This is a genomic window from uncultured Flavobacterium sp., assembly GCF_963974175.1.
Taxonomy (GTDB): Bacteria; Bacteroidota; Bacteroidia; order Flavobacteriales; family Flavobacteriaceae; genus Flavobacterium.
In genome coordinates, this window is sequence record NZ_CAXBBR010000004.1 from 368,001 (window position 1) to 385,315 (window position 17,315).

Genomic DNA, 17,315 nt, shown 5'->3' on the forward strand with positions numbered 1-17,315 from the left:
AATCGTTAAATATCACATATTGCGATGGCCTTTTTCAAGGATTCCAGCTTGTTCTGGTTTTTAGGAATAAACTCCTGCGCTACATATCCTTTAAACCCAGTTTCATGAATAGCTTTCATTATAGCACCGTAATTTAATTCTTGTGTATCATCAATTTCATTTCTCCCAGGAACTCCTGCTGTATGATAATGCGCTATATAATTATGGTTGTCTCTAATTGTTCTAATCACATCGCCTTCATCAATTTGCATATGGTAAATATCATATAATAGTTTGAAATGTTCTGAATTCAAACGTTTGGCTAATTCCACTCCCCAAGGAGTAGTGTCACATTGATAATCAGGATGATTTATTTTACTATTCAATAGTTCCATAACTAAAACCACACCGTGCTTTTCTGCAATAGGAATCAGTTTTTGTAAGCCAATAACACAATTGTTTAATCCTTCTTCGTCTGTTTTACTTCTTTTATTTCCGCTAAAGCAAATAAGATTTTTAAAACCTGCAGTAGCAACTAGAGGAATCATTTCAGTATAATTCTTAACAAGTATCTCATGAAATTCAATATCATTGAAACCGTCAACCAAATTAATTTCAGCTCCATTACACATAGCGGAGTCTAGACCATACTTTTTTAGAATAGGCCATTCTTTAGGGCCAACTAAATCAATTGCTTTGATTCCAATTTTTTTTGCTTCATTGCAAAGAGTATCCAAGTCAATATCGTTAAAACACCAACGGGCAACAGAATGATTAATATTCCCTTTTAAGAGATCTAAAGTTGATTCATCTTCATTGGTACTCAATCCAAAATCAGAAAAACGGGCAGGAATCCCCATTGCTACTGTTCCTGCTAGTATCCCTTTTAAAACGGATCTTCTGCTTAAATTTGAGCTCATAATTTTAATATTAAATAGCTTGAATTTCCTTTTCTTTTTTCGAATCAAATAAAAGTGCAAATAACAAAAATACTGCAAATGCTATCCCTGCAGGAATAATCCAAACCATTTGCCAATTGATCGTACCATCAAGCATTTTATAATTGTCAGTAATCCAGCCGGCAATGGCAAAACCAACTAACATTCCAACACCATAAGTAGCTAATGTTATAAGACCTTGGGCTGCACTTTTATATTTCTCACCCGCTTTTGAGTTGGTATAAATTTGTCCTGAAACAAAAAAGAAATCATAACAAATTCCGTGTAATGCGATACCAATTATAAGCATAAAACTCAAATTACCACCATTTCCATAGGCAAACAAAGCATAACGAATAGCCCATGCCAGCATACCTACTAAAATTGTTTTCTTAAATCCGTAACGAACAAAGAATACAGGAATTAATAGCAAAAATAAAGCTTCAGAAATTTGGCCAATAGCCATTTTACCTGTTGGATTTTCAATACCAGCGCTTGTTAGAAATGGATGTGCATTTTGATAATAGAAGGCTAGGGGAATACAAATAAGAATTGATGAGATGAAAAATATGGCAAAGTTTTTATCCTTTAATAATTTCAATGCATCTAAGCCTAGTAGATCACTAACTCTAATTTTTTCATTTGAAACTACTTTCGGAGGTGTTTTAGGTAAAACAAAACTAAACATTCCTAATATAAAAGCAGCAATTCCTGATAGAAGAAAAGTGTTCTTCAATAGTCCTTGTGTAACTCCTTCTGAAGAGTCCCAATGAAAAATGTAACTAATGGATAGTCCAGCTAAAATCCAACCTATAGTTCCCCAAACTCTGATATTTGGAAATTCTTTTTCAGGATCTTTCATTTGATTAAAAGCCACTGAATTCACAAGTGCCAATGTAGGCATGTATAAGATCATATAACCCAAAACATAGGTGTAAAACATACCTACTTCCTGTGATTGATACATTTGATACATCAATAGTGCTCCTGCTATATGAAGAATACCTAATATTTTTTCAGCATTAAAATAACGGTCGGCAATAAGTCCAATTATAAATGGAGCGATTATAGCACCCCAAGACTGCGTTGAGAAAACAGAGGCCGTCTCTGAACCTGACGCTTGTAGATTTATTGCTAAATAAGTTCCTAAAGTGACAAACCATGCTCCCCAGATAAAGAATTCAAGAAACATCATTACAGATAATTTAATGCGGACGGTACTATTCATTGGTTTTTTGGTTGGTTGGTTAATTTTTTTGTAAGGTTAATTCTAATTAGGTTATAATTTTTTAATTAATATATTTCTATACCAAACATTATCTCCATGATCTTGCAAGGCAATTTTCCCCTTCTTAAAGGTTCCAAAATCTTTCCAAGCCGCAAATTTACTTCCTGCTACTAATTCCTTCCATTCATTATCCCAAAGTGTAGTTTTTACAACTTCAACTCCATTTAATATAAATGTAAGTTGACCATTGTTAGATATGATTTCAGCAGTATTCCATTCTCCCACAGCTTTAACCGGTTCAACATCTCCTTTAACTAAATCATATAAATTACCGGCTCTATGCTTATCAATTTTTCCATCAGGATGTCCATCATTATCTAGAACTTGCATTTCTAAACCTGTTTCATAAGTGTTTTTATACTTGATAGGATCTTCATTAATGTAAAATATTATTCCGCTATTTGATTTTGGAGCCACTTTCCAATCTAATTTTAAATGAAAATTGGAATATTCTTTATCTGTAACTAGATCTCCTCCTTGATTGTTTTCTTTTGCTGATGGATCAAAATGTAATGTGCCATTTTCTACTTTCCAGGCATTTCCTACTGTTGATTTTCCATACGTATGCCAACCATTAGTGGTTTTACCATCAAAAAGACTCTTGAATTCATTTTGTGCATTGGCAATTGGCATCATAAGTACAAGAAGAATTACGGTGATATTTATTTTTTTCATTTTTAGTAGTTTAAAAATTTCATTTTTTTTTAAATTGATATCCATTATAAAAATTGGCTATTTCTATTTTTTCAATGATAAAATGTATTTCACCATTGATTTAGCATCATCTTTCGTTAAAGAAGCATGAGCGCCCATTGGTAAAGTTCCCCATACACCTGAACCTCCTTTTATGATTTTTCCAGATAAATAATTGATGTTCTTATCATTTGCTGCATATTTATTAGCGATATCTACATAGGAAGGACCTACCACTTTTTTATCTTTGTTATGACAACCAATGCAGTCCGATTTAGCTATTAATTTTTCTCCATCTGAAATTTGAATTTTAGAACTCTTTATTTTTGAAGAGTTAATATAAGTTTCATCCAAATTGGCATTAGAGAAAGCGGTTAGACCAATCATGGCAACAGCTAGTAATAAATATTTTATTTTCATTTTGTTTCTATTTTAAATTCTACAATCCTAAAATTTTTCTATTAAATGCTTGACTGCTATCTACTGATGCAAAATCGTCAAAAGCTTTATCGGTAACTTTTATAATGTGGTTTTTGATAAATTCAGCACCTTCACGAGCACCGTCTTCTTGATTTTTGATGCAGCATTCCCATTCCATGACGGCCCATCCTTTAAAATCATATTGGGACAATTTGCTAAAGATCGTTTTAAAGTCCACTTGTCCATCACCGGGCGAACGATAGCGTCCGGCTCTGTTTGCCCAACTTTGGTATCCGCCAAAAGTTCCTTGCTTTCCAGTAGGATTGAATTCGGCATCCTTAACATGAAATGCTTTGATGCGTTCATGATAAAAATCAATGTATTGAATGTAATCTAATTGCTGTAGTACAAAATGGGAGGGATCATATAAAATACAAGCACGAGAATGATTATTAACGGCTTTTAAAAACATTTCATAAGTTTCTCCATCAAATAAATCCTCACCTGGATGAATTTCATAACAGAGATCGACTCCATTGTTATCAAATTCATTAAGAATAGGTAGCCAACGTTTAGCTAATTCAACAAATCCTTCTTCAACTAAACCTGCTGGTCGTTGTGGCCAAGGATGGAAATATTGCCAAAGTAAAGACCCACTAAAAGTAGCATGTGCATTTAATCCTAAATTATTAGAGGCTTTAGCAGCATATTTTAATTGTTGTACAGCCCATTCTTGTCTTGCTTTTGGTTTTCCATGTACGTTTGCAGGAGCAAAAGCATCAAATAAGTCGTCATAAGCAGGATGAACAGCAACTAATTGTCCTTGTAAATGTGTCGATAATTCGGTTATTTCTAGACCATAAGAAGCTATTTTACCTTTTAATTCATCAGCATAAGTCTTGCTTTCTGCCGCCTTTTGTAAATCAATAAAACGAGCATCTAGGGTTGGCATTTGAATTCCTTTAAACCCCAAATCAGCTGCCCATTTACAAATTCCGTCTAAAGAGTTAAAAGGAGCTTCATCGCTAATGAACTGTGCTAAAAATACCGCTGGTCCTTGAATTGTTGTCATTATCTTATGTTTTAAATTTTAAAATCAAACCATTTTTGATCTGATTTACCTGAGGCGATTACATTTTCAATAAAAGCCATTCCTCGAACACCATCTTCTACAGTAGGGAAATCTAGCATTTCTTCTGTTGGTTCTTTTCCATCTAATTTTGCTGATAATGTCAAAGCAAAATTCTTATATAAATTGGCAAATGCTTCTAAATATCCTTCGGGATGTCCGCTAGGAGTACGAGAATTGAACTGTGCATTATCTGATAAATAGCCATTTCCAGCTCTATAGATTTGAGCAGGAGCATCGGGCCATTTTACCAATAAAGTATTAGGTTCCATCTGATGCCATTCTAAGCCCCCTTTTTCACCGTAAACCTTAATTTTTAAACTGTTTTCTTCTCCACTAGCAATTTGTGAGGCTACCAAAATACCATTGGCACCATTGTCAAATTTCAATAATACATTTCCATCGTCATCGAGTTTTCTACCTTCAACAACGATATTAATATCAGCGCATAGTTGAGTAATTTGTAAACCTGAAATATATTCAGCTAGTTGAGCTGCATGCGTTCCAATATCTCCCATACAACCACTAATTCCACTTTTTTCGGGATCAGTTCTCCAAGCTGCTTGTTTGTTTCCGTCTTTTTCAGTCAAAGTACTTAGCCATCCTTGTGGGTACTCGACCATCACTTTACGGATTTTTCCAAACTGATTATCAGCAACCATTTTTCTAGCTTGTTTCACCATTGGATATCCTGAATAGGTATGGCTGAGACACAAACTAAGTCCGGTTTCTTTTACTCTTTGCTTTATTTTCTTGGCTTCATCAAGACTTAAAGTCATGGGTTTGTCAATCAAAACATGAAATCCATATTCTAAAGCCATCATAGCAGGAGCGAAGTGGGCAAAATTTGGTGTAACAATAGACACAAAATCCATTCTTTCTCCTAACGGAAGCTTACTTTCGGTAACTAACATTTCTTGGTAAGAGCCATAACATTTTGATTCAGGAAGAAATAAATCCCTTCCCGATTCTTTAGATGTTTCTGGATTAGAACTAAATGCCCCACAATGGAGTTCAATTAATCCGTCCATGTTAGCAGCAATACGGTGAATAGCGCCTATAAATGCATTTTTTCCACCGCCAATCATTCCCATTTTTAGTTTTCTCATAGCTATTCAATTCCCTATATATTTCCTTTTTTTAATTCTTTTACTGCATAGTCTGCTGCGCGAGCAGTCAAAGCCATAAAAGTCAAAGAAGGATTTTGACAAGCAATTGAAGGCATGCATGAACCATCAGTAACAAATACGTTACTAACTTCATGCATCTGATTCCATTTGTTTAGAACAGAATCTTTAGGATCATTCCCCATTCTGGCAGTTCCCATTTCATGAATGGCCATACCTGGATAACATTCATTATCAAAGGTTTTCACATTTTTGATTCCAGATGCTTCCAGCATTTCTGCGGCATCATTCATCATATCAATTCGCATTTTTTTCTCGTTTTCTTTGTATTCGCAATCAATTGCCAACACAGACTGACCCCATTTGTCTTTTCTAGTATGATCGATGTAAACTTTATTTTCATAATAAGGTAACATTTCACCAAAACCTCCAAGCCCCATACTCCAAGTGTCAGCAGGAAAACTTAGTTTGTCTTTAAAATCACCGCCAAATTCTAGTTCAGCTACTTCTTCATGCCATGAACCTCTGCTGGCTCCACCTTGGTAACCAAATCCTCTTAAATAGTCTCTTTTATCATTCCCAACATTTTGGTACCTTGGAACATAAATTCCGTTGGCTCTACGCCCATAAGTATATTTATCTTCAAAACCTACAGCACTTCCTGAAGCACCACAACGAAAATGATGATCCATTAAATTATGACCTAATTGACCACTGGTATTTCCTAATCCATTGGGGTGTGCCTCAGAAGTTGAATTTAATAAAATGAAGGTTGATCCTAAAGTAGATCCATTTACAAAAACAATTTTGGCATAAAACTCGATACTTTCGTTAGTCTCAGCATCAATAACCATAACTCCTTTTGCTTTTTTAGTGTCTTTATCATAAATGATGTGATTAACAATTGAGTAAGGTCTAACAGTTAATCGTTTAGTTACCATTGCAGCTGGCAATGTAGAAGACTGTGTACTAAAATAAGCGCCAAAAGGACATCCACGACTACATAGATTACGGTACTGACAACTACCTCTACCTTTATGAGGGACAGTCAGATTAGCAGTACGTCCAATGGTTAGAATCCGACTTTTATTATAGTGCTTTTCAATTCGATCTTTTACTGATTTTTCAACACAATTCAAATCCATGGGAGGTAAAAATTTACCATCTGGAAGTAACGGCCAGTTTTCAGCTTGACCACTTATACCTGCAAATTGTTCTACGTAATCATACCATTTCGTCAGGTCTTTATAGCGTATTGGCCAGTCATTTCCATGACCATCTTTTTTATTATCTTCAAAATTATGGTCGCTGAAACGGTAGCTTTGTCTTCCCCAAGTTAATGACTTACCACCTACGTGAAAACCTCTATACCAGTCAAAACGCTTGTCCTCAGTGTAAGGGCATTCTAAATCATTTACCCACCATTTTTCATTGGCTTCCTGATATGGATAATCTCTAGTTTGGACAGGATGGGTTCTTTTTTGTTCTTCTGTCAATTTTCCTGCATGTTCAAACTCCCAAGGAGCTTTCATTGCTGAGTCATAATCTTTTATATGTTCTACATTCATGCCTCGCTCGAGCATCAATACATTTAAACCTTTTTCAGTTAGTTCTTTTGCAGCCCAGCCGCCGCTAATACCAGATCCAATTACAATTGCGTCGTAGGTATTTTGTTCTTTTAAATTGGTATTTATATTCACTTTCCTTATTTTTTTTAAATTGATATCAAAATCTTCTATTTATCGAAATAGTAATTATGTCGCCCAAGCTTTTTGCCCAGGCTTATACTCCGCATTACCGTCATATTTACCGGGGATTGGTAGATATTCACGAGCTTGAGTACAACCAATTTCAGAAGAGAAATACCCCAAAAGAGTTAAATCTCTAGCTATAGTAAAGAAAGAATAAGGTAGTTTTTTGTCAATCGTGTCTTTTCTTAAATCTCCAACCAATTTTTGTCTTTGATCGTCGGCAAGAGATAAGAAATTTTTATTGTAGCCTTGCATTGCTTTTGACTCCATTTCTTTTAAGCCTGAAGCAAATGCATGCTGCATAGAAGCAGGATAACAATCCCTTATTATCATTGGAATAAAAGTTCCAACACCTGCTGCCTTAGCTCCTGGAGAGAGTTTTGTAGTTGGAATAATAATATCAGCAAATTCGGCTAAAATCTCTTCATCTGTTCCTGAAAAAGATACTTGATTTTTTTCATCCTCGGGAAGTGTAAAACTTTCAAATAAAACTCCAATTGTTGAGGAGGAGAGGGCAGTTCCGAGTAAAAATGCCACGTTTTTAAGTGCTTTTCTTCTATCCATTTGCTAAATTATTAAGTATGTCTTATTATTTTGCGAAATATGTAATTATTACATTATCTCAATATTACTAAAATTATTTCTATAATCGCAGTCAATAAGATTGATAACTATAATAAATATCAAATTATTAATGATTATTGAGATTTGATTGTATATGCGTATTTTTTACGATTTCAAATGGTTTTAAATTGTCATTTATTCAACGATAAATTTTTAAAAGCTTGTGTAACTGTCAGAAAAAAGACTGTAACATCTATCTTAAATAGGTAATTACTTGTTAAAAAAATATAAAAAGTTACAAAATGAAAGTTCATTGCTTGAAAATGAAACAATAAAGAAAAAGAATTGTAAAAAAAGAGTTGTAAATAAAAAGGTTACAAAATTACTCTGTAAATTACGATTATAGTAGAAATGAAATCCTTAAAAATCACTAATCTTTAAATATAAAAAAAAGTAAAATTGGAAATAATAAGGATAATAACGACAAAATGTAATTAAAGTCTATCGCTCGAATAGTCCGATAGTTCCACCCACCCAGTCTTTGTCTTTATTGAATTTAACTCCAATCATTTCACCACGACTCAAGCGAACCAAGTTGCACAATAGAGTAGGTGCGGCATCGTCTTTTTTCCAAACACAAAGTACGCGAACTTCTGCTTTTACCTTACCATCTGGAGATTGTACTATAGGGATATAGTTGACCTTTTTTTGAAGAATATAAAGCTCTTTTTCTACAACCGCTTCAATATCTTCTTTTTTGACATGAAAAATAACTCCAGTTCCTGAAAAAGAAAATAAAGGTTTTAAAACATAATTTTCTAAATCTTCGGGGATTTCAGTTAACTCACTCAGCAAAGTCGTTTCGATGAAATATTTTCCTTTTAAGAAAGGTAATATAAATTTACTGATTCTGAAGAACCAATTAGGATGTCCCGCCCATTCCACATCAAGATCATCCGAGAAACTGAAATCTAGTTTCAAATCAGTTCGTAAATCAAGTTCGTCAAAGATTACTCTGTTGTAAATTCGTTTTACAAGTACGTCCTCATTATTTTCATTTTTATAAAACAGCTGTCTTCCTCTTTTGATTAGCTCCGTTACACAAATAACTGGTATTCCAATATCTCTTTTACAATAATAAAAATCAATTTTTGTGTTTTGCTTTTCCGGCTCTATTTCGAGTAAAATAACATTCTCCTTGGGATGATGGTTGCAGATTACTTCCTCTATAATCTTCAAGTATTCTTGTGAATTGATACCATTAAAGAACGGAGTCAACTCGTTAAGAAAGGGATACTGATTTATAAACTTATCGTATAAATTAGTCTGATAATTATACAAAGAAGGAAAACCTTGGACTTCAATTAGCTTCGGGACTACAGCTCCGTTCTCCTCACAAATTCCAAAGTCGATGGCTAAAAAAGTGGTATGCTCATCTTCATTGGGCACTTTATTGTTTAATTCTAATACTTTATTTGTTAATGACTTAAAGCTATCTTCTTGAATTAAAGTTACAACTTCATTACAGCCTTCTATTAATTGTTCTTTTAGCTCGTTAGATATAAAAAAAGGAGTTTCCCCAATTCGAAAAGTAGGTTCATAATCAAAATCAGAAGCGATATCATCTTTTAGGTGTTGATACTTTTCTTCTGTGAATTGCTCATTAAATAGTTTTCGATATTTTGAAATCATAGCGATTAGGTGGGATTAATTAGACATCATCTTTTTTGTTTTCATCAGGTCGTTTATGGCAGTTCTAAGAAAATTTGGAATCAAAGTTTCATTTGTTCTGTAGATTTTGTCATCATCCATTAAATCTTCCAGCATATTTCTGAACTTTCTCTTCCCTTTCATCTCTTTTATTTTTTCTTTGGCCTCCTTATTTCTAAGATGGGAAACAAAGCTTATAGGATCCGCTTCAGGATGAAATTGTGTTCCCACAAAATAATCGGTAAAACGTACTGCCATAATTGCACGTTCATATTGGACATGGTCTCTTATTTTTTCCAAAGAGATAATTTTGGCTCCCTTTTTCTTAAAAACACTTAGCTTAGGCTGCACCACTTGGTAATCTCTGGAGTCGATGGCATAGAAAGGATCACTTAACCCTTCAAAAAGCGGATCATTTTCCCCTTCTTTAGTTTTATGAATCGTCATAACTCCGAAAGAAGTGTCATTCCTTTTGGTTATTTCTGCCAGACCAAAGTGCTTACAAGCCATTTGAAAGGAATGACAAATGAATAAGACATGTTTTTTAACTGGGTTTTCTAAGTTCCATTTTGTTAATGCATCAATAAAAGCATAGTATTTTGTATCCCAAGCGCCGTCACCAATTAATGGATTTCCTGGACCTCCTGTAGAAATATAAATGTCGTACTGGTCGATTTCGGGTAATTCACATTTGCCCCTCACATCATATATTTTGAAGGTTACAAAAGGACTAAATCTATTAATGATGTCAATTATACAGCGCATTCCCTGATTAGGTACTCCGTCGTACATGTCTAAAAGGGCAATTGTAATTTTTTTCTTATTCATGGGGCAATCTTTAATTATAGTAGCCTGCAAAGGTAATCTAATAACTTACAACCCCTTAGTGAATTCATCAGTTATAAAATCAACCACCTTAGTAATGTCATTCGTTTTCTCAAATACCGCCAGTTGTTTTGCGGCTCCAGTTCCATTTTTCAAAATCTGATGCACATAATTAATTTGTTCACGGCTTCCTAATTCATCCACAACATCATCGACAAAATCAAGTAATTCAAGAATCAGCACTCTTGTTTCTACTTCTTTCTGAAGTCCGAAATCAATCATATGACCCTCGATTCCGTAACGTGAAGCACGGAATTTATTTTCTTTTATCAATGCTAGTCTGTAAATATTGAAGCTCATGTTTTGCATGTTTAGCTTATATAATTTAGCTACAACAGCCTGTATTACAGCAACAATACACATGGTCTCTTCAACCGTTAAACTCATATCACAAATACGAAATTCAATGGTGTCGTAAAAAGGATGCAAACGCAAATCCCACCAAATTTTCTTTGGATTATCAATACAATTGGTATTTACTAAGGTGTCTAAGAAATTATCATAAGATGCTACCGAATCAAAATATTCAGGCAATCCGGTTCTTGGGAATTTATCAAATACTTTTGTTCTAAAGGATTTATAACCCGTTTGTCTCCCTTCCCAAAAAGGAGAATTAGTTGAAAGCGCAAAGATATGAGGTAAGAAGTAGCAGGCTTGATTCATTAATTTCAACCCAATTTCCCGATTTTCTATTCCCACATGGCAATGCATCCCAAAAATTAAGTTGGAACGTGCCGCATCCTGTAGCTCATTCACAATGGTATGATACCTTGGATCGTCAGTAATGGGTTGGTCTTGCCATTTCGAAAAAGGATGTGTTCCAGCTCCACCCACAATTAATCCTTGCTTATCTGCCAATTCAACAATTTTCGTACGCAGGAATTTAATTTCTTTTTCGGCCTCGTCTACATTCATACAAATATTAGTTCCAACTTCCACTACAGACTGGTGCATTTCTGCCTTTACTTGTTCGTTTAATATAATCTTGGCTCCATCAACAATTTTCGACAAATGCGAACGCAGGTCTCTTGTTTCAGGGTCTATAATTTGGTATTCTTCTTCAACACCAAGGGTGAAAGCAGGTAATTTTTTCATTTTTCAATTTTTTTTAGGAGCAATTTACTTCGTCAGTTCGCTTCGCTCGTGTCCAGCTATTCGATACAATCCATCTCGTTTTTTAAACGAGATGGGATTTTCTCTTCTATCTGGGCTAGGCATTCCGGTTCCTCAGAAATTTACTTGGCCGCAACCGCGTCTTTCATAAATGTTCCCCAAGTCAGATTCATTTTTCCGGGCTTTTGTTTTTTTGCCGCAGCAATAGCCATTTTAGCCGATTCTTCGACTACCCATTCAAAATTTTCTGCACCTACAGAGGTCAATTCAGCATCCGGTGCTGGATTACCAAAATCGATAGCATAAGGAATTCCATCACGTACCGCAAATTCAACAGTATTGAAGTCATATCCTAAGCCTTTACAAAGCTTCAATGTGTAATCTTTTACCGTTGCTAATAATTTTTTATCCACTGGCGGTCCATCAATTACATAACGTAAGTGAGGAGCATTTCTTGGTTCGTATTGCATGATTCTAACCGCTTTACCGCCTAAGCAATACACTCTAAAATATTCAGTAAAAACAATTTCTTCTTGAAGCATCATTACCAGCTGCCCAGTCTCCTGATGTTTCTCCCAGAATTCCTCTTTGTTTTCTAAACGATATACATTTTTCCATCCACCACCGGCGTATGGCTTCATGTAAGCTGGAAACTTTATATAATCAAATATTCCTTCCCAGTCCATTGGAAATTTTAAGTTTCTGAATGACTTTCCTGTTGTATCTGTTGGATGTTCTGCAGAAGGTAGTAGAACCGTATTGGGTAATGGTACTCCAAGCGTATCGGCTAATGAGTTATTAAAAAATTTATCATCGGCACTCCACCAGAAAGGGTTGTTAATAACATTTGTACCCGTTAAAGCGGCATTTTTCAGATACGCGCGATAGAAGGGAACATCTTGCGAAATACGGTCAATAATGACTGCATATTCTCCATCTTTATTTTGAACTACTTTGTCAATAGAAACTGCTTCTGCAATAATTCCTTTTTCGTTTTTTGAATTAACACGGTCTATAAATGCTTGAGGATAGGTGTCTTCCATTCCAAATAAAATTCCAATTTTTTTCATTTTTATCTATTTTACCTTATTAATATAATTGTATTTTTTGTATTCAATTTCTCAGTCTAAAAAAACTTGATTCGGGATAAGTAGTGCGGAAACATTTCCTTCCATATAGGCCAATCATGATTTTTGTCCTGACGAATATCAAGCCAGTGGTGTATGTTTCTTTGGCTTAATACCTTACTTAATTTAAGATTAGCATCAAAACAAATGTCCCAATTTGAAGTACCTAGAACGATATCCATTTTCCATAATTCAGGGTCTTCTAATCCGTATAAGTAATCCTCAGGACTGTTATAAAAAACATCATCGTTATGAAACCCATCCAGAAAGCTTTTTATATCAAAAGCTCCACTCATGGAAAACATATGGCTAACATAACCGGGGTGTCTAAAAGCAAAATTAGCGGCATGATATCCTCCAAAACTGCAACCGGCAACTGCAACCTTCCCAGATGAAGTATTGTTTTTGACTTTTTCTACAATTTCGTGGCAGATCATTTTGTCGTATCGCACATGGTTTTCAATCCGATGAATAGGGTGAATGTGTTTGTTATAAAAACTGTCTTTATCAATACTATCTGGACAGAATATTTGTATTAATCCTTGCTCTACATACCATTTAGCCGATTCAATCAGGCCCATGTCCTTGTTTTCATGGTAACTTCCCATTGAAGTAGGAAATAGGATTACCGGATATCCAGCATGCCCAAAAACTAACATCTCAATCTCCTTGTTTAGGTTAGGAGAATACCACTTGAAATATTCTTCTTTCATATATTTTGATTTTAACAATAATAACGAAAATATTCCTTTAAAGCGGAGAAAACACCTATATAATCTTCTTTTTTACATTAAAAATAGTATGATTCCTCAAAGTATTAGATATTTTGAATATTCTCGAGTGAAAGCCTGATTTTATTGAGAATCTGCAAATAAAACTAAACAGACGCTGATATAGCTTTCGATTAAAATGAAAGCTAATTTATATAAAATCAATATTTTACAGCCTTGATTTCTCACTGGAATCAGCTTCAAACAACTGAACCTGACTTTTTAATCTTTCGATTAGCATGTTCATCATTCTTTTATTGAGATTTGATGAATTCTTGATATAAAATGAATATTCCTCCATTGTGAATAATCCTATTACCATTCCTTTTAAGGCGTTTCGGTATTTTATGTCTTTTTGAATTGCATTTTCAATGGTAGCCATCTTCTTTTCGGTGGTTTGAGCGTAGAAATCACCCTTGTATTTCGCCGAATAATTTCTGAAAGAAGCAATAAACAAATCATTTTGTAGCTTTAATATAGGACGAAGCACCTCGTTCTGGAACATTTCCTCGGATGAGGATTGTGTACTAACACTTCCAATTGTTTCTCCGCGGAATTCTTTTAAAAAAACATCTCTTGAGTCCATCTTTTTTTCTTTAAAATTATAAAAAAATCAACGGAGATAGGTTACTTTCGCGTTATTAAATAAAAAAATATGCGATTTCACACTAGAAAATGGATAAAACCAGAAGACTTGAATCCAAATGGAACTTTATTTGGGGGTCAGTTGTTAGCTTGGATAGATGAAGAATTAGCTTTGTATTCTATAATTCAACTTGAGAACCAAAGAGTAGTGACCAAATACATGTCGGAAATTAATTTTAGAAGCTCCGCAAAACAAGGAGATATTATAGAAATTGGTATTGATGTGGTGAAGTTTGGGACTACATCGCTTTCTCTAAAATGCGAGGTTCGAAATATGATGACTCGCGAAACGATTATTTCCATAGCCAATACCACTATGGTCAACTTAGGAGATGACGGAAAGCCAAAACCACACGGTAAAACAGAGATTGAATTTGTGAAAAATCGTCTTTAGAATAAATTACTTAGAAAAACGATTTAGTATTTCCATTGCTTTACTACTATCTTTTTGGTCAACAAATATATGGTCATGATAGTAGGCAGCTACTACATTGCAACTGATGTCTTCTTGAGAAAGAGCATTCGAAAATGCGGCTGTTAAACCCACAGCCTCAAGGGAGGAATGAATCGTTAGCGTGATCCACGCCATAACAGAAGTATATTCGAGGTTTAAGGATTCAGCCAATTCTTTTTTAAGAATAATAGTAGTTGCTTCTTCTTCCTTGAAAAGCATAACAATGGCATTCAAATCGATACCTTCAATTGAATTAATAACACAAAAAACATAATCCCCTGGAATATGCTTGGGTTTCATTGTTTTGAGTAGTGTTTCCAAATCTTTTTCTCCAGCCATAGTTTTTTTTATAAAGTTGGTTTTCAATTCATAAGCTAGTCTAAAATCCCACATAATTCCGATAATCTAAGCTGAACAAACGACTAAAACAAAGGTAATGCTATTATTCCAACGTCTTACTTAATTAAAATCTGCAAAATAAAACCCACATTTCTGAACTTAGTTTTATGCTTTAATTTGAAGTTCTGTTTCTGTCATCCGTTTCCAAAATGGCATATTCAAAATTATCAGACCAGCCCGATTTCAAGGGTAGTAGTTGCCTTCCTCGTCCTTCTCGGAACATTCCTGCCTTTTCAAGTACTTTAATAGAACCAAAGTTGCCTACGGCACAACCCGCTTGTATTCGATGTAAATTTAAATCATCAAACCCAAAATCGAGAACCCTATTCAATGCTTCCGTTCCATATCCTTTTCCCCAATAATCTAAATGTAATTTGTACCAAACTTCTCCTCTTCGATACTTCTTAGGTCCCAATTTAAGTCCAAATAAACCAATGAATTGATTAGTGATACTTTCTTCTATTGCAAAAGTATAACTTTGAACTTCTTCTTCCTGATTTGCTGAAATCCAAGGGGCGATTATGCTGCTAGTTTCGCCAATATTTTTAGGAATTCCCAACGCATTAAATTCATCGGTTTCTGCTAAAGAATGCAAAATATGAATCGCATTTAAATCGGCGTTGTCAATCAACCTTAGTTTTAATCGTGAGCTAAAGAGTTTCATCTTTTTTGTAAAAGGATTAAATAATATTATCTATTGAAGAAACTCATTGCTAGAAGGCAGTTCATATAACTCCAGTCCAAAGAAAGGGACAGATGCAATTATATGATCAAAAATATCAGACATGATATACTCATAATTTTGCCACTGTTTGTCACTTGTAAAAGCATAGACCTCTAAAGGAACACCCTGTGCTGTCGATTGCAATTGACGACAGAGTAGGAGTAGGTCTTTGTTTATCGCTGGATGATTGTTTAGGTATTGGGTGATGTATTTTCTAAACAACCCTAAATTAGTGACATTTCGACCATTTATAGCTAGTGATTTATCAATCTCGTTGTCTTGATTGTATTTATCAACCTCGGCCATACGGGTATCAATATAGTCACTAATAAGCGTGATATTCTTTAACTTTACTAACTCCTCATTATTCAAAAAATGAATACTGCTGGTTTTAATGAGTATGTGTCTTTTTATACGTCGCCCATCAGAATGAAGCATTCCGCGCCAGTTTTGAAAAGAATCAGAACTCAAGCTATACGTTGGAATCGTTGTGGTGGTATTGTCAAAATTCTGAACTTTTACCGTAGTCAAATTGATTTCGATTACATCCCCGTCAGCACCAAATTTAGCCATCGTGATCCAGTCGCCTATTCGGATCATATCATTTACAGATACTTGGACACTGGCAACAAAACCCAAAATAATATCCCTGAAAATTAATATAATCAAAGCAGACACTGCTCCAAAGGTCGTTAGAAGCTCAGCATGACCAATATCAAATAATCTCGATATGATTATAGTAATCCCTACAATCCATAAAACAATCATGATAACCTGAATAAAGCTATCGATAGGTTTATCGCTGTATCGTGGTTTCAGTTTTAGATAATCACGTAAAGCGTTAAAAACGGTACGGATAATCCATAGCACTAGAATAACAATATAGATTCCTACTAACTTTCCAAAAACGCCTTCCCAATATTCATAACGCTCCAGAATCACAGGAACTGATTTATAAATAAACAACAACGGAATTAAATGCGCGATGTATTTAGCGGTTTTATTGGTCACCAATAAATCATCAAATTTCGTTCTGGTTTTTCGCGCTATAAAGATCATTATAGTCACTAACACTAATCGGAATACAATGTAAATACTGTAGGCCACAATGCAAAGCACAGCTATATTAAGAATCAGACTTAAATAGGACGCAAAGCTATATCCCATTCCCCATTTACGGAATATAGGATAAAAAAAAGTGAATGTTTTTTCTATGAATTTAAGCATTTACACAGTATTTCTTCTCTACATAAAAAGTACCAAATGGAATTAAAGAGGCTAATTGGATAATAGAAAAAGTTTTAAAATCCCAATTTTGAGGCTTCCTTAATATAAAGGCTAAGATAACATAACCAATAAATAATACACCATGACTCATTCCTATAGGATAAAGTAAGGTTTTATAAAGATCAAAATTATTAGGTTTGATAAACAACATATTCGAAAACAAAACCAAATAAGAGATTCCTTCTAGAATCGCTACCACCTTAAAAAACTTGAGCATGTACTTTATTTTTAGTAATTATGAGCAAAATTAAGTAATATGATTGATTTTATAGGTATTCCATCTTAAACTCTTTTACTTTTGTAATCTGAACC

19 protein-coding genes are annotated in these 17,315 nt (G+C 34.4%); 1 reads left to right on the forward strand and 18 read right to left on the reverse strand.

Translation table 11 applies throughout. The annotated features are described in order from the left end of the window. Window positions 1-5: 5 nt before the first annotated feature. The 14 genes from AAC069_RS09040 to AAC069_RS09105 all read right to left on the reverse strand — a co-directional run bounded on the left by AAC069_RS09040 (window position 6) and on the right by AAC069_RS09105 (window position 14,080). Window positions 6-899: a TIM barrel protein gene (locus AAC069_RS09040; RefSeq protein WP_339920148.1), complete on the reverse strand. Its 894-nt coding sequence runs from the start codon at window positions 897-899 to the stop codon at window positions 6-8. A 10-nt stretch (window positions 900-909) separates the two neighbouring features. After that, window positions 910-2,145, reverse strand: coding sequence for a nucleoside permease (locus AAC069_RS09045; protein ID WP_339920149.1), 1,236 nt, complete (start codon window positions 2,143-2,145; stop codon window positions 910-912). Window positions 2,146-2,196: 51 nt separating this feature from the next. Beyond that, window positions 2,197-2,880, reverse strand: coding sequence for a DUF1080 domain-containing protein (locus AAC069_RS09050; RefSeq protein ID WP_339920150.1), 684 nt, complete (start codon window positions 2,878-2,880; stop codon window positions 2,197-2,199). A gap of 63 nt (window positions 2,881-2,943) precedes the next feature. After that, the gene (locus tag AAC069_RS09055; protein WP_339920151.1) at window positions 2,944-3,318 is read right to left on the reverse strand and encodes a c-type cytochrome; all 375 of its coding nucleotides are present in this window, start codon (window positions 3,316-3,318) and stop codon (window positions 2,944-2,946) included. A gap of 19 nt (window positions 3,319-3,337) precedes the next feature. After that, window positions 3,338-4,390, reverse strand: coding sequence for a sugar phosphate isomerase/epimerase (locus AAC069_RS09060; RefSeq protein WP_339920152.1), 1,053 nt, complete (start codon window positions 4,388-4,390; stop codon window positions 3,338-3,340). Window positions 4,391-4,401: 11 nt separating this feature from the next. Continuing rightward, window positions 4,402-5,556, reverse strand: a complete 1,155-nt coding sequence (locus AAC069_RS09065; RefSeq protein ID WP_339920153.1) for a Gfo/Idh/MocA family oxidoreductase — start codon at window positions 5,554-5,556, stop codon at window positions 4,402-4,404. Window positions 5,557-5,570: 14 nt separating this feature from the next. Then, a complete protein-coding gene (locus AAC069_RS09070; RefSeq protein ID WP_339920154.1) occupies window positions 5,571-7,274 on the reverse strand; it encodes a GMC family oxidoreductase in 1,704 nt (567 codons plus the stop codon). A gap of 54 nt (window positions 7,275-7,328) precedes the next feature. Next, the gene (locus tag AAC069_RS09075) at window positions 7,329-7,889 is read right to left on the reverse strand and encodes a gluconate 2-dehydrogenase subunit 3 family protein (RefSeq protein ID WP_339920155.1); all 561 of its coding nucleotides are present in this window, start codon (window positions 7,887-7,889) and stop codon (window positions 7,329-7,331) included. Between the two features lie 501 nt (window positions 7,890-8,390). Further along, a complete protein-coding gene (locus tag AAC069_RS09080; RefSeq protein WP_339920156.1) occupies window positions 8,391-9,581 on the reverse strand; it encodes a hypothetical protein in 1,191 nt (396 codons plus the stop codon). A gap of 15 nt (window positions 9,582-9,596) precedes the next feature. Beyond that, window positions 9,597-10,427, reverse strand: coding sequence for a homoserine O-succinyltransferase (locus AAC069_RS09085; RefSeq protein WP_091088153.1), 831 nt, complete (start codon window positions 10,425-10,427; stop codon window positions 9,597-9,599). 45 nt (window positions 10,428-10,472) lie between these two features. Then, window positions 10,473-11,579, reverse strand: a complete 1,107-nt coding sequence (locus tag AAC069_RS09090) for a carboxylate-amine ligase (protein WP_339920157.1) — start codon at window positions 11,577-11,579, stop codon at window positions 10,473-10,475. Window positions 11,580-11,719: 140 nt separating this feature from the next. After that, window positions 11,720-12,667: a hypothetical protein gene (locus AAC069_RS09095; RefSeq protein WP_339920158.1), complete on the reverse strand. Its 948-nt coding sequence runs from the start codon at window positions 12,665-12,667 to the stop codon at window positions 11,720-11,722. A gap of 56 nt (window positions 12,668-12,723) precedes the next feature. Further along, the gene (locus tag AAC069_RS09100) at window positions 12,724-13,437 is read right to left on the reverse strand and encodes an alpha/beta fold hydrolase (protein ID WP_339920159.1); all 714 of its coding nucleotides are present in this window, start codon (window positions 13,435-13,437) and stop codon (window positions 12,724-12,726) included. A 226-nt stretch (window positions 13,438-13,663) separates the two neighbouring features. After that, window positions 13,664-14,080 (reverse strand): glyoxalase, encoded by a 417-nt coding sequence (locus AAC069_RS09105; protein WP_339920160.1) that lies wholly within the window; start codon window positions 14,078-14,080, stop codon window positions 13,664-13,666. 69 nt (window positions 14,081-14,149) lie between these two features. Here AAC069_RS09105 and AAC069_RS09110 point away from each other — a divergent pair, with 69 nt between their 5' ends. Continuing rightward, window positions 14,150-14,533, forward strand: coding sequence for a hotdog domain-containing protein (locus tag AAC069_RS09110; protein ID WP_339920161.1), 384 nt, complete (start codon window positions 14,150-14,152; stop codon window positions 14,531-14,533). A gap of 6 nt (window positions 14,534-14,539) precedes the next feature. Here the strand turns inward: AAC069_RS09110 and AAC069_RS09115 are convergent, their stop codons facing one another. The 4 genes from AAC069_RS09115 to AAC069_RS09130 all read right to left on the reverse strand — a co-directional run bounded on the left by AAC069_RS09115 (window position 14,540) and on the right by AAC069_RS09130 (window position 17,220). Further along, window positions 14,540-14,932, reverse strand: a complete 393-nt coding sequence (locus tag AAC069_RS09115; RefSeq protein WP_339920162.1) for an ACT domain-containing protein — start codon at window positions 14,930-14,932, stop codon at window positions 14,540-14,542. A gap of 172 nt (window positions 14,933-15,104) precedes the next feature. After that, window positions 15,105-15,656 (reverse strand): GNAT family N-acetyltransferase, encoded by a 552-nt coding sequence (locus AAC069_RS09120; RefSeq protein ID WP_339920163.1) that lies wholly within the window; start codon window positions 15,654-15,656, stop codon window positions 15,105-15,107. A gap of 30 nt (window positions 15,657-15,686) precedes the next feature. After that, window positions 15,687-16,943 (reverse strand): mechanosensitive ion channel domain-containing protein, encoded by a 1,257-nt coding sequence (locus AAC069_RS09125; protein ID WP_339920164.1) that lies wholly within the window; start codon window positions 16,941-16,943, stop codon window positions 15,687-15,689. Then, entirely contained in the window at window positions 16,936-17,220 is a 285-nt protein-coding gene (locus AAC069_RS09130) for a DUF3817 domain-containing protein (protein ID WP_339920165.1), read from the reverse strand. Before AAC069_RS09130 ends, AAC069_RS09125 begins: the two co-directional genes overlap by 8 nt. Window positions 17,221-17,315 lie beyond the last annotated feature (95 nt).

What these genes read in the sequence shown, in the direction of transcription:
- AAC069_RS09040 (WP_339920148.1), bottom strand. Translation starts at nt 899, where the DNA reads ATGAGCTCAAATTTAAGCAGAAGATCCGTTTTAAAAGGGATACTAGCA.
- AAC069_RS09045 (WP_339920149.1), bottom strand. Translation starts at nt 2,145, where the DNA reads ATGAATAGTACCGTCCGCATTAAATTATCTGTAATGATGTTTCTTGAA.
- AAC069_RS09050 (WP_339920150.1), bottom strand. Translation starts at nt 2,880, where the DNA reads ATGAAAAAAATAAATATCACCGTAATTCTTCTTGTACTTATGATGCCA.
- AAC069_RS09055 (WP_339920151.1), bottom strand. Translation starts at nt 3,318, where the DNA reads ATGAAAATAAAATATTTATTACTAGCTGTTGCCATGATTGGTCTAACC.
- AAC069_RS09060 (WP_339920152.1), bottom strand. Translation starts at nt 4,390, where the DNA reads ATGACAACAATTCAAGGACCAGCGGTATTTTTAGCACAGTTCATTAGC.
- AAC069_RS09065 (WP_339920153.1), bottom strand. Translation starts at nt 5,556, where the DNA reads ATGAGAAAACTAAAAATGGGAATGATTGGCGGTGGAAAAAATGCATTT.
- AAC069_RS09075 (WP_339920155.1), bottom strand. Translation starts at nt 7,889, where the DNA reads ATGGATAGAAGAAAAGCACTTAAAAACGTGGCATTTTTACTCGGAACT.
- AAC069_RS09080 (WP_339920156.1), bottom strand. Translation starts at nt 9,581, where the DNA reads ATGATTTCAAAATATCGAAAACTATTTAATGAGCAATTCACAGAAGAA.
- AAC069_RS09085 (WP_091088153.1), bottom strand. Translation starts at nt 10,427, where the DNA reads ATGAATAAGAAAAAAATTACAATTGCCCTTTTAGACATGTACGACGGA.
- AAC069_RS09090 (WP_339920157.1), bottom strand. Translation starts at nt 11,579, where the DNA reads ATGAAAAAATTACCTGCTTTCACCCTTGGTGTTGAAGAAGAATACCAA.
- AAC069_RS09095 (WP_339920158.1), bottom strand. Translation starts at nt 12,667, where the DNA reads ATGAAAAAAATTGGAATTTTATTTGGAATGGAAGACACCTATCCTCAA.
- AAC069_RS09100 (WP_339920159.1), bottom strand. Translation starts at nt 13,437, where the DNA reads ATGAAAGAAGAATATTTCAAGTGGTATTCTCCTAACCTAAACAAGGAG.
- AAC069_RS09105 (WP_339920160.1), bottom strand. Translation starts at nt 14,080, where the DNA reads ATGGACTCAAGAGATGTTTTTTTAAAAGAATTCCGCGGAGAAACAATT.
- AAC069_RS09110 (WP_339920161.1), top strand. Translation starts at nt 14,150, where the DNA reads ATGCGATTTCACACTAGAAAATGGATAAAACCAGAAGACTTGAATCCA.
- AAC069_RS09115 (WP_339920162.1), bottom strand. Translation starts at nt 14,932, where the DNA reads ATGGCTGGAGAAAAAGATTTGGAAACACTACTCAAAACAATGAAACCC.
- AAC069_RS09120 (WP_339920163.1), bottom strand. Translation starts at nt 15,656, where the DNA reads ATGAAACTCTTTAGCTCACGATTAAAACTAAGGTTGATTGACAACGCC.
- AAC069_RS09125 (WP_339920164.1), bottom strand. Translation starts at nt 16,943, where the DNA reads ATGCTTAAATTCATAGAAAAAACATTCACTTTTTTTTATCCTATATTC.
- AAC069_RS09130 (WP_339920165.1), bottom strand. Translation starts at nt 17,220, where the DNA reads ATGCTCAAGTTTTTTAAGGTGGTAGCGATTCTAGAAGGAATCTCTTAT.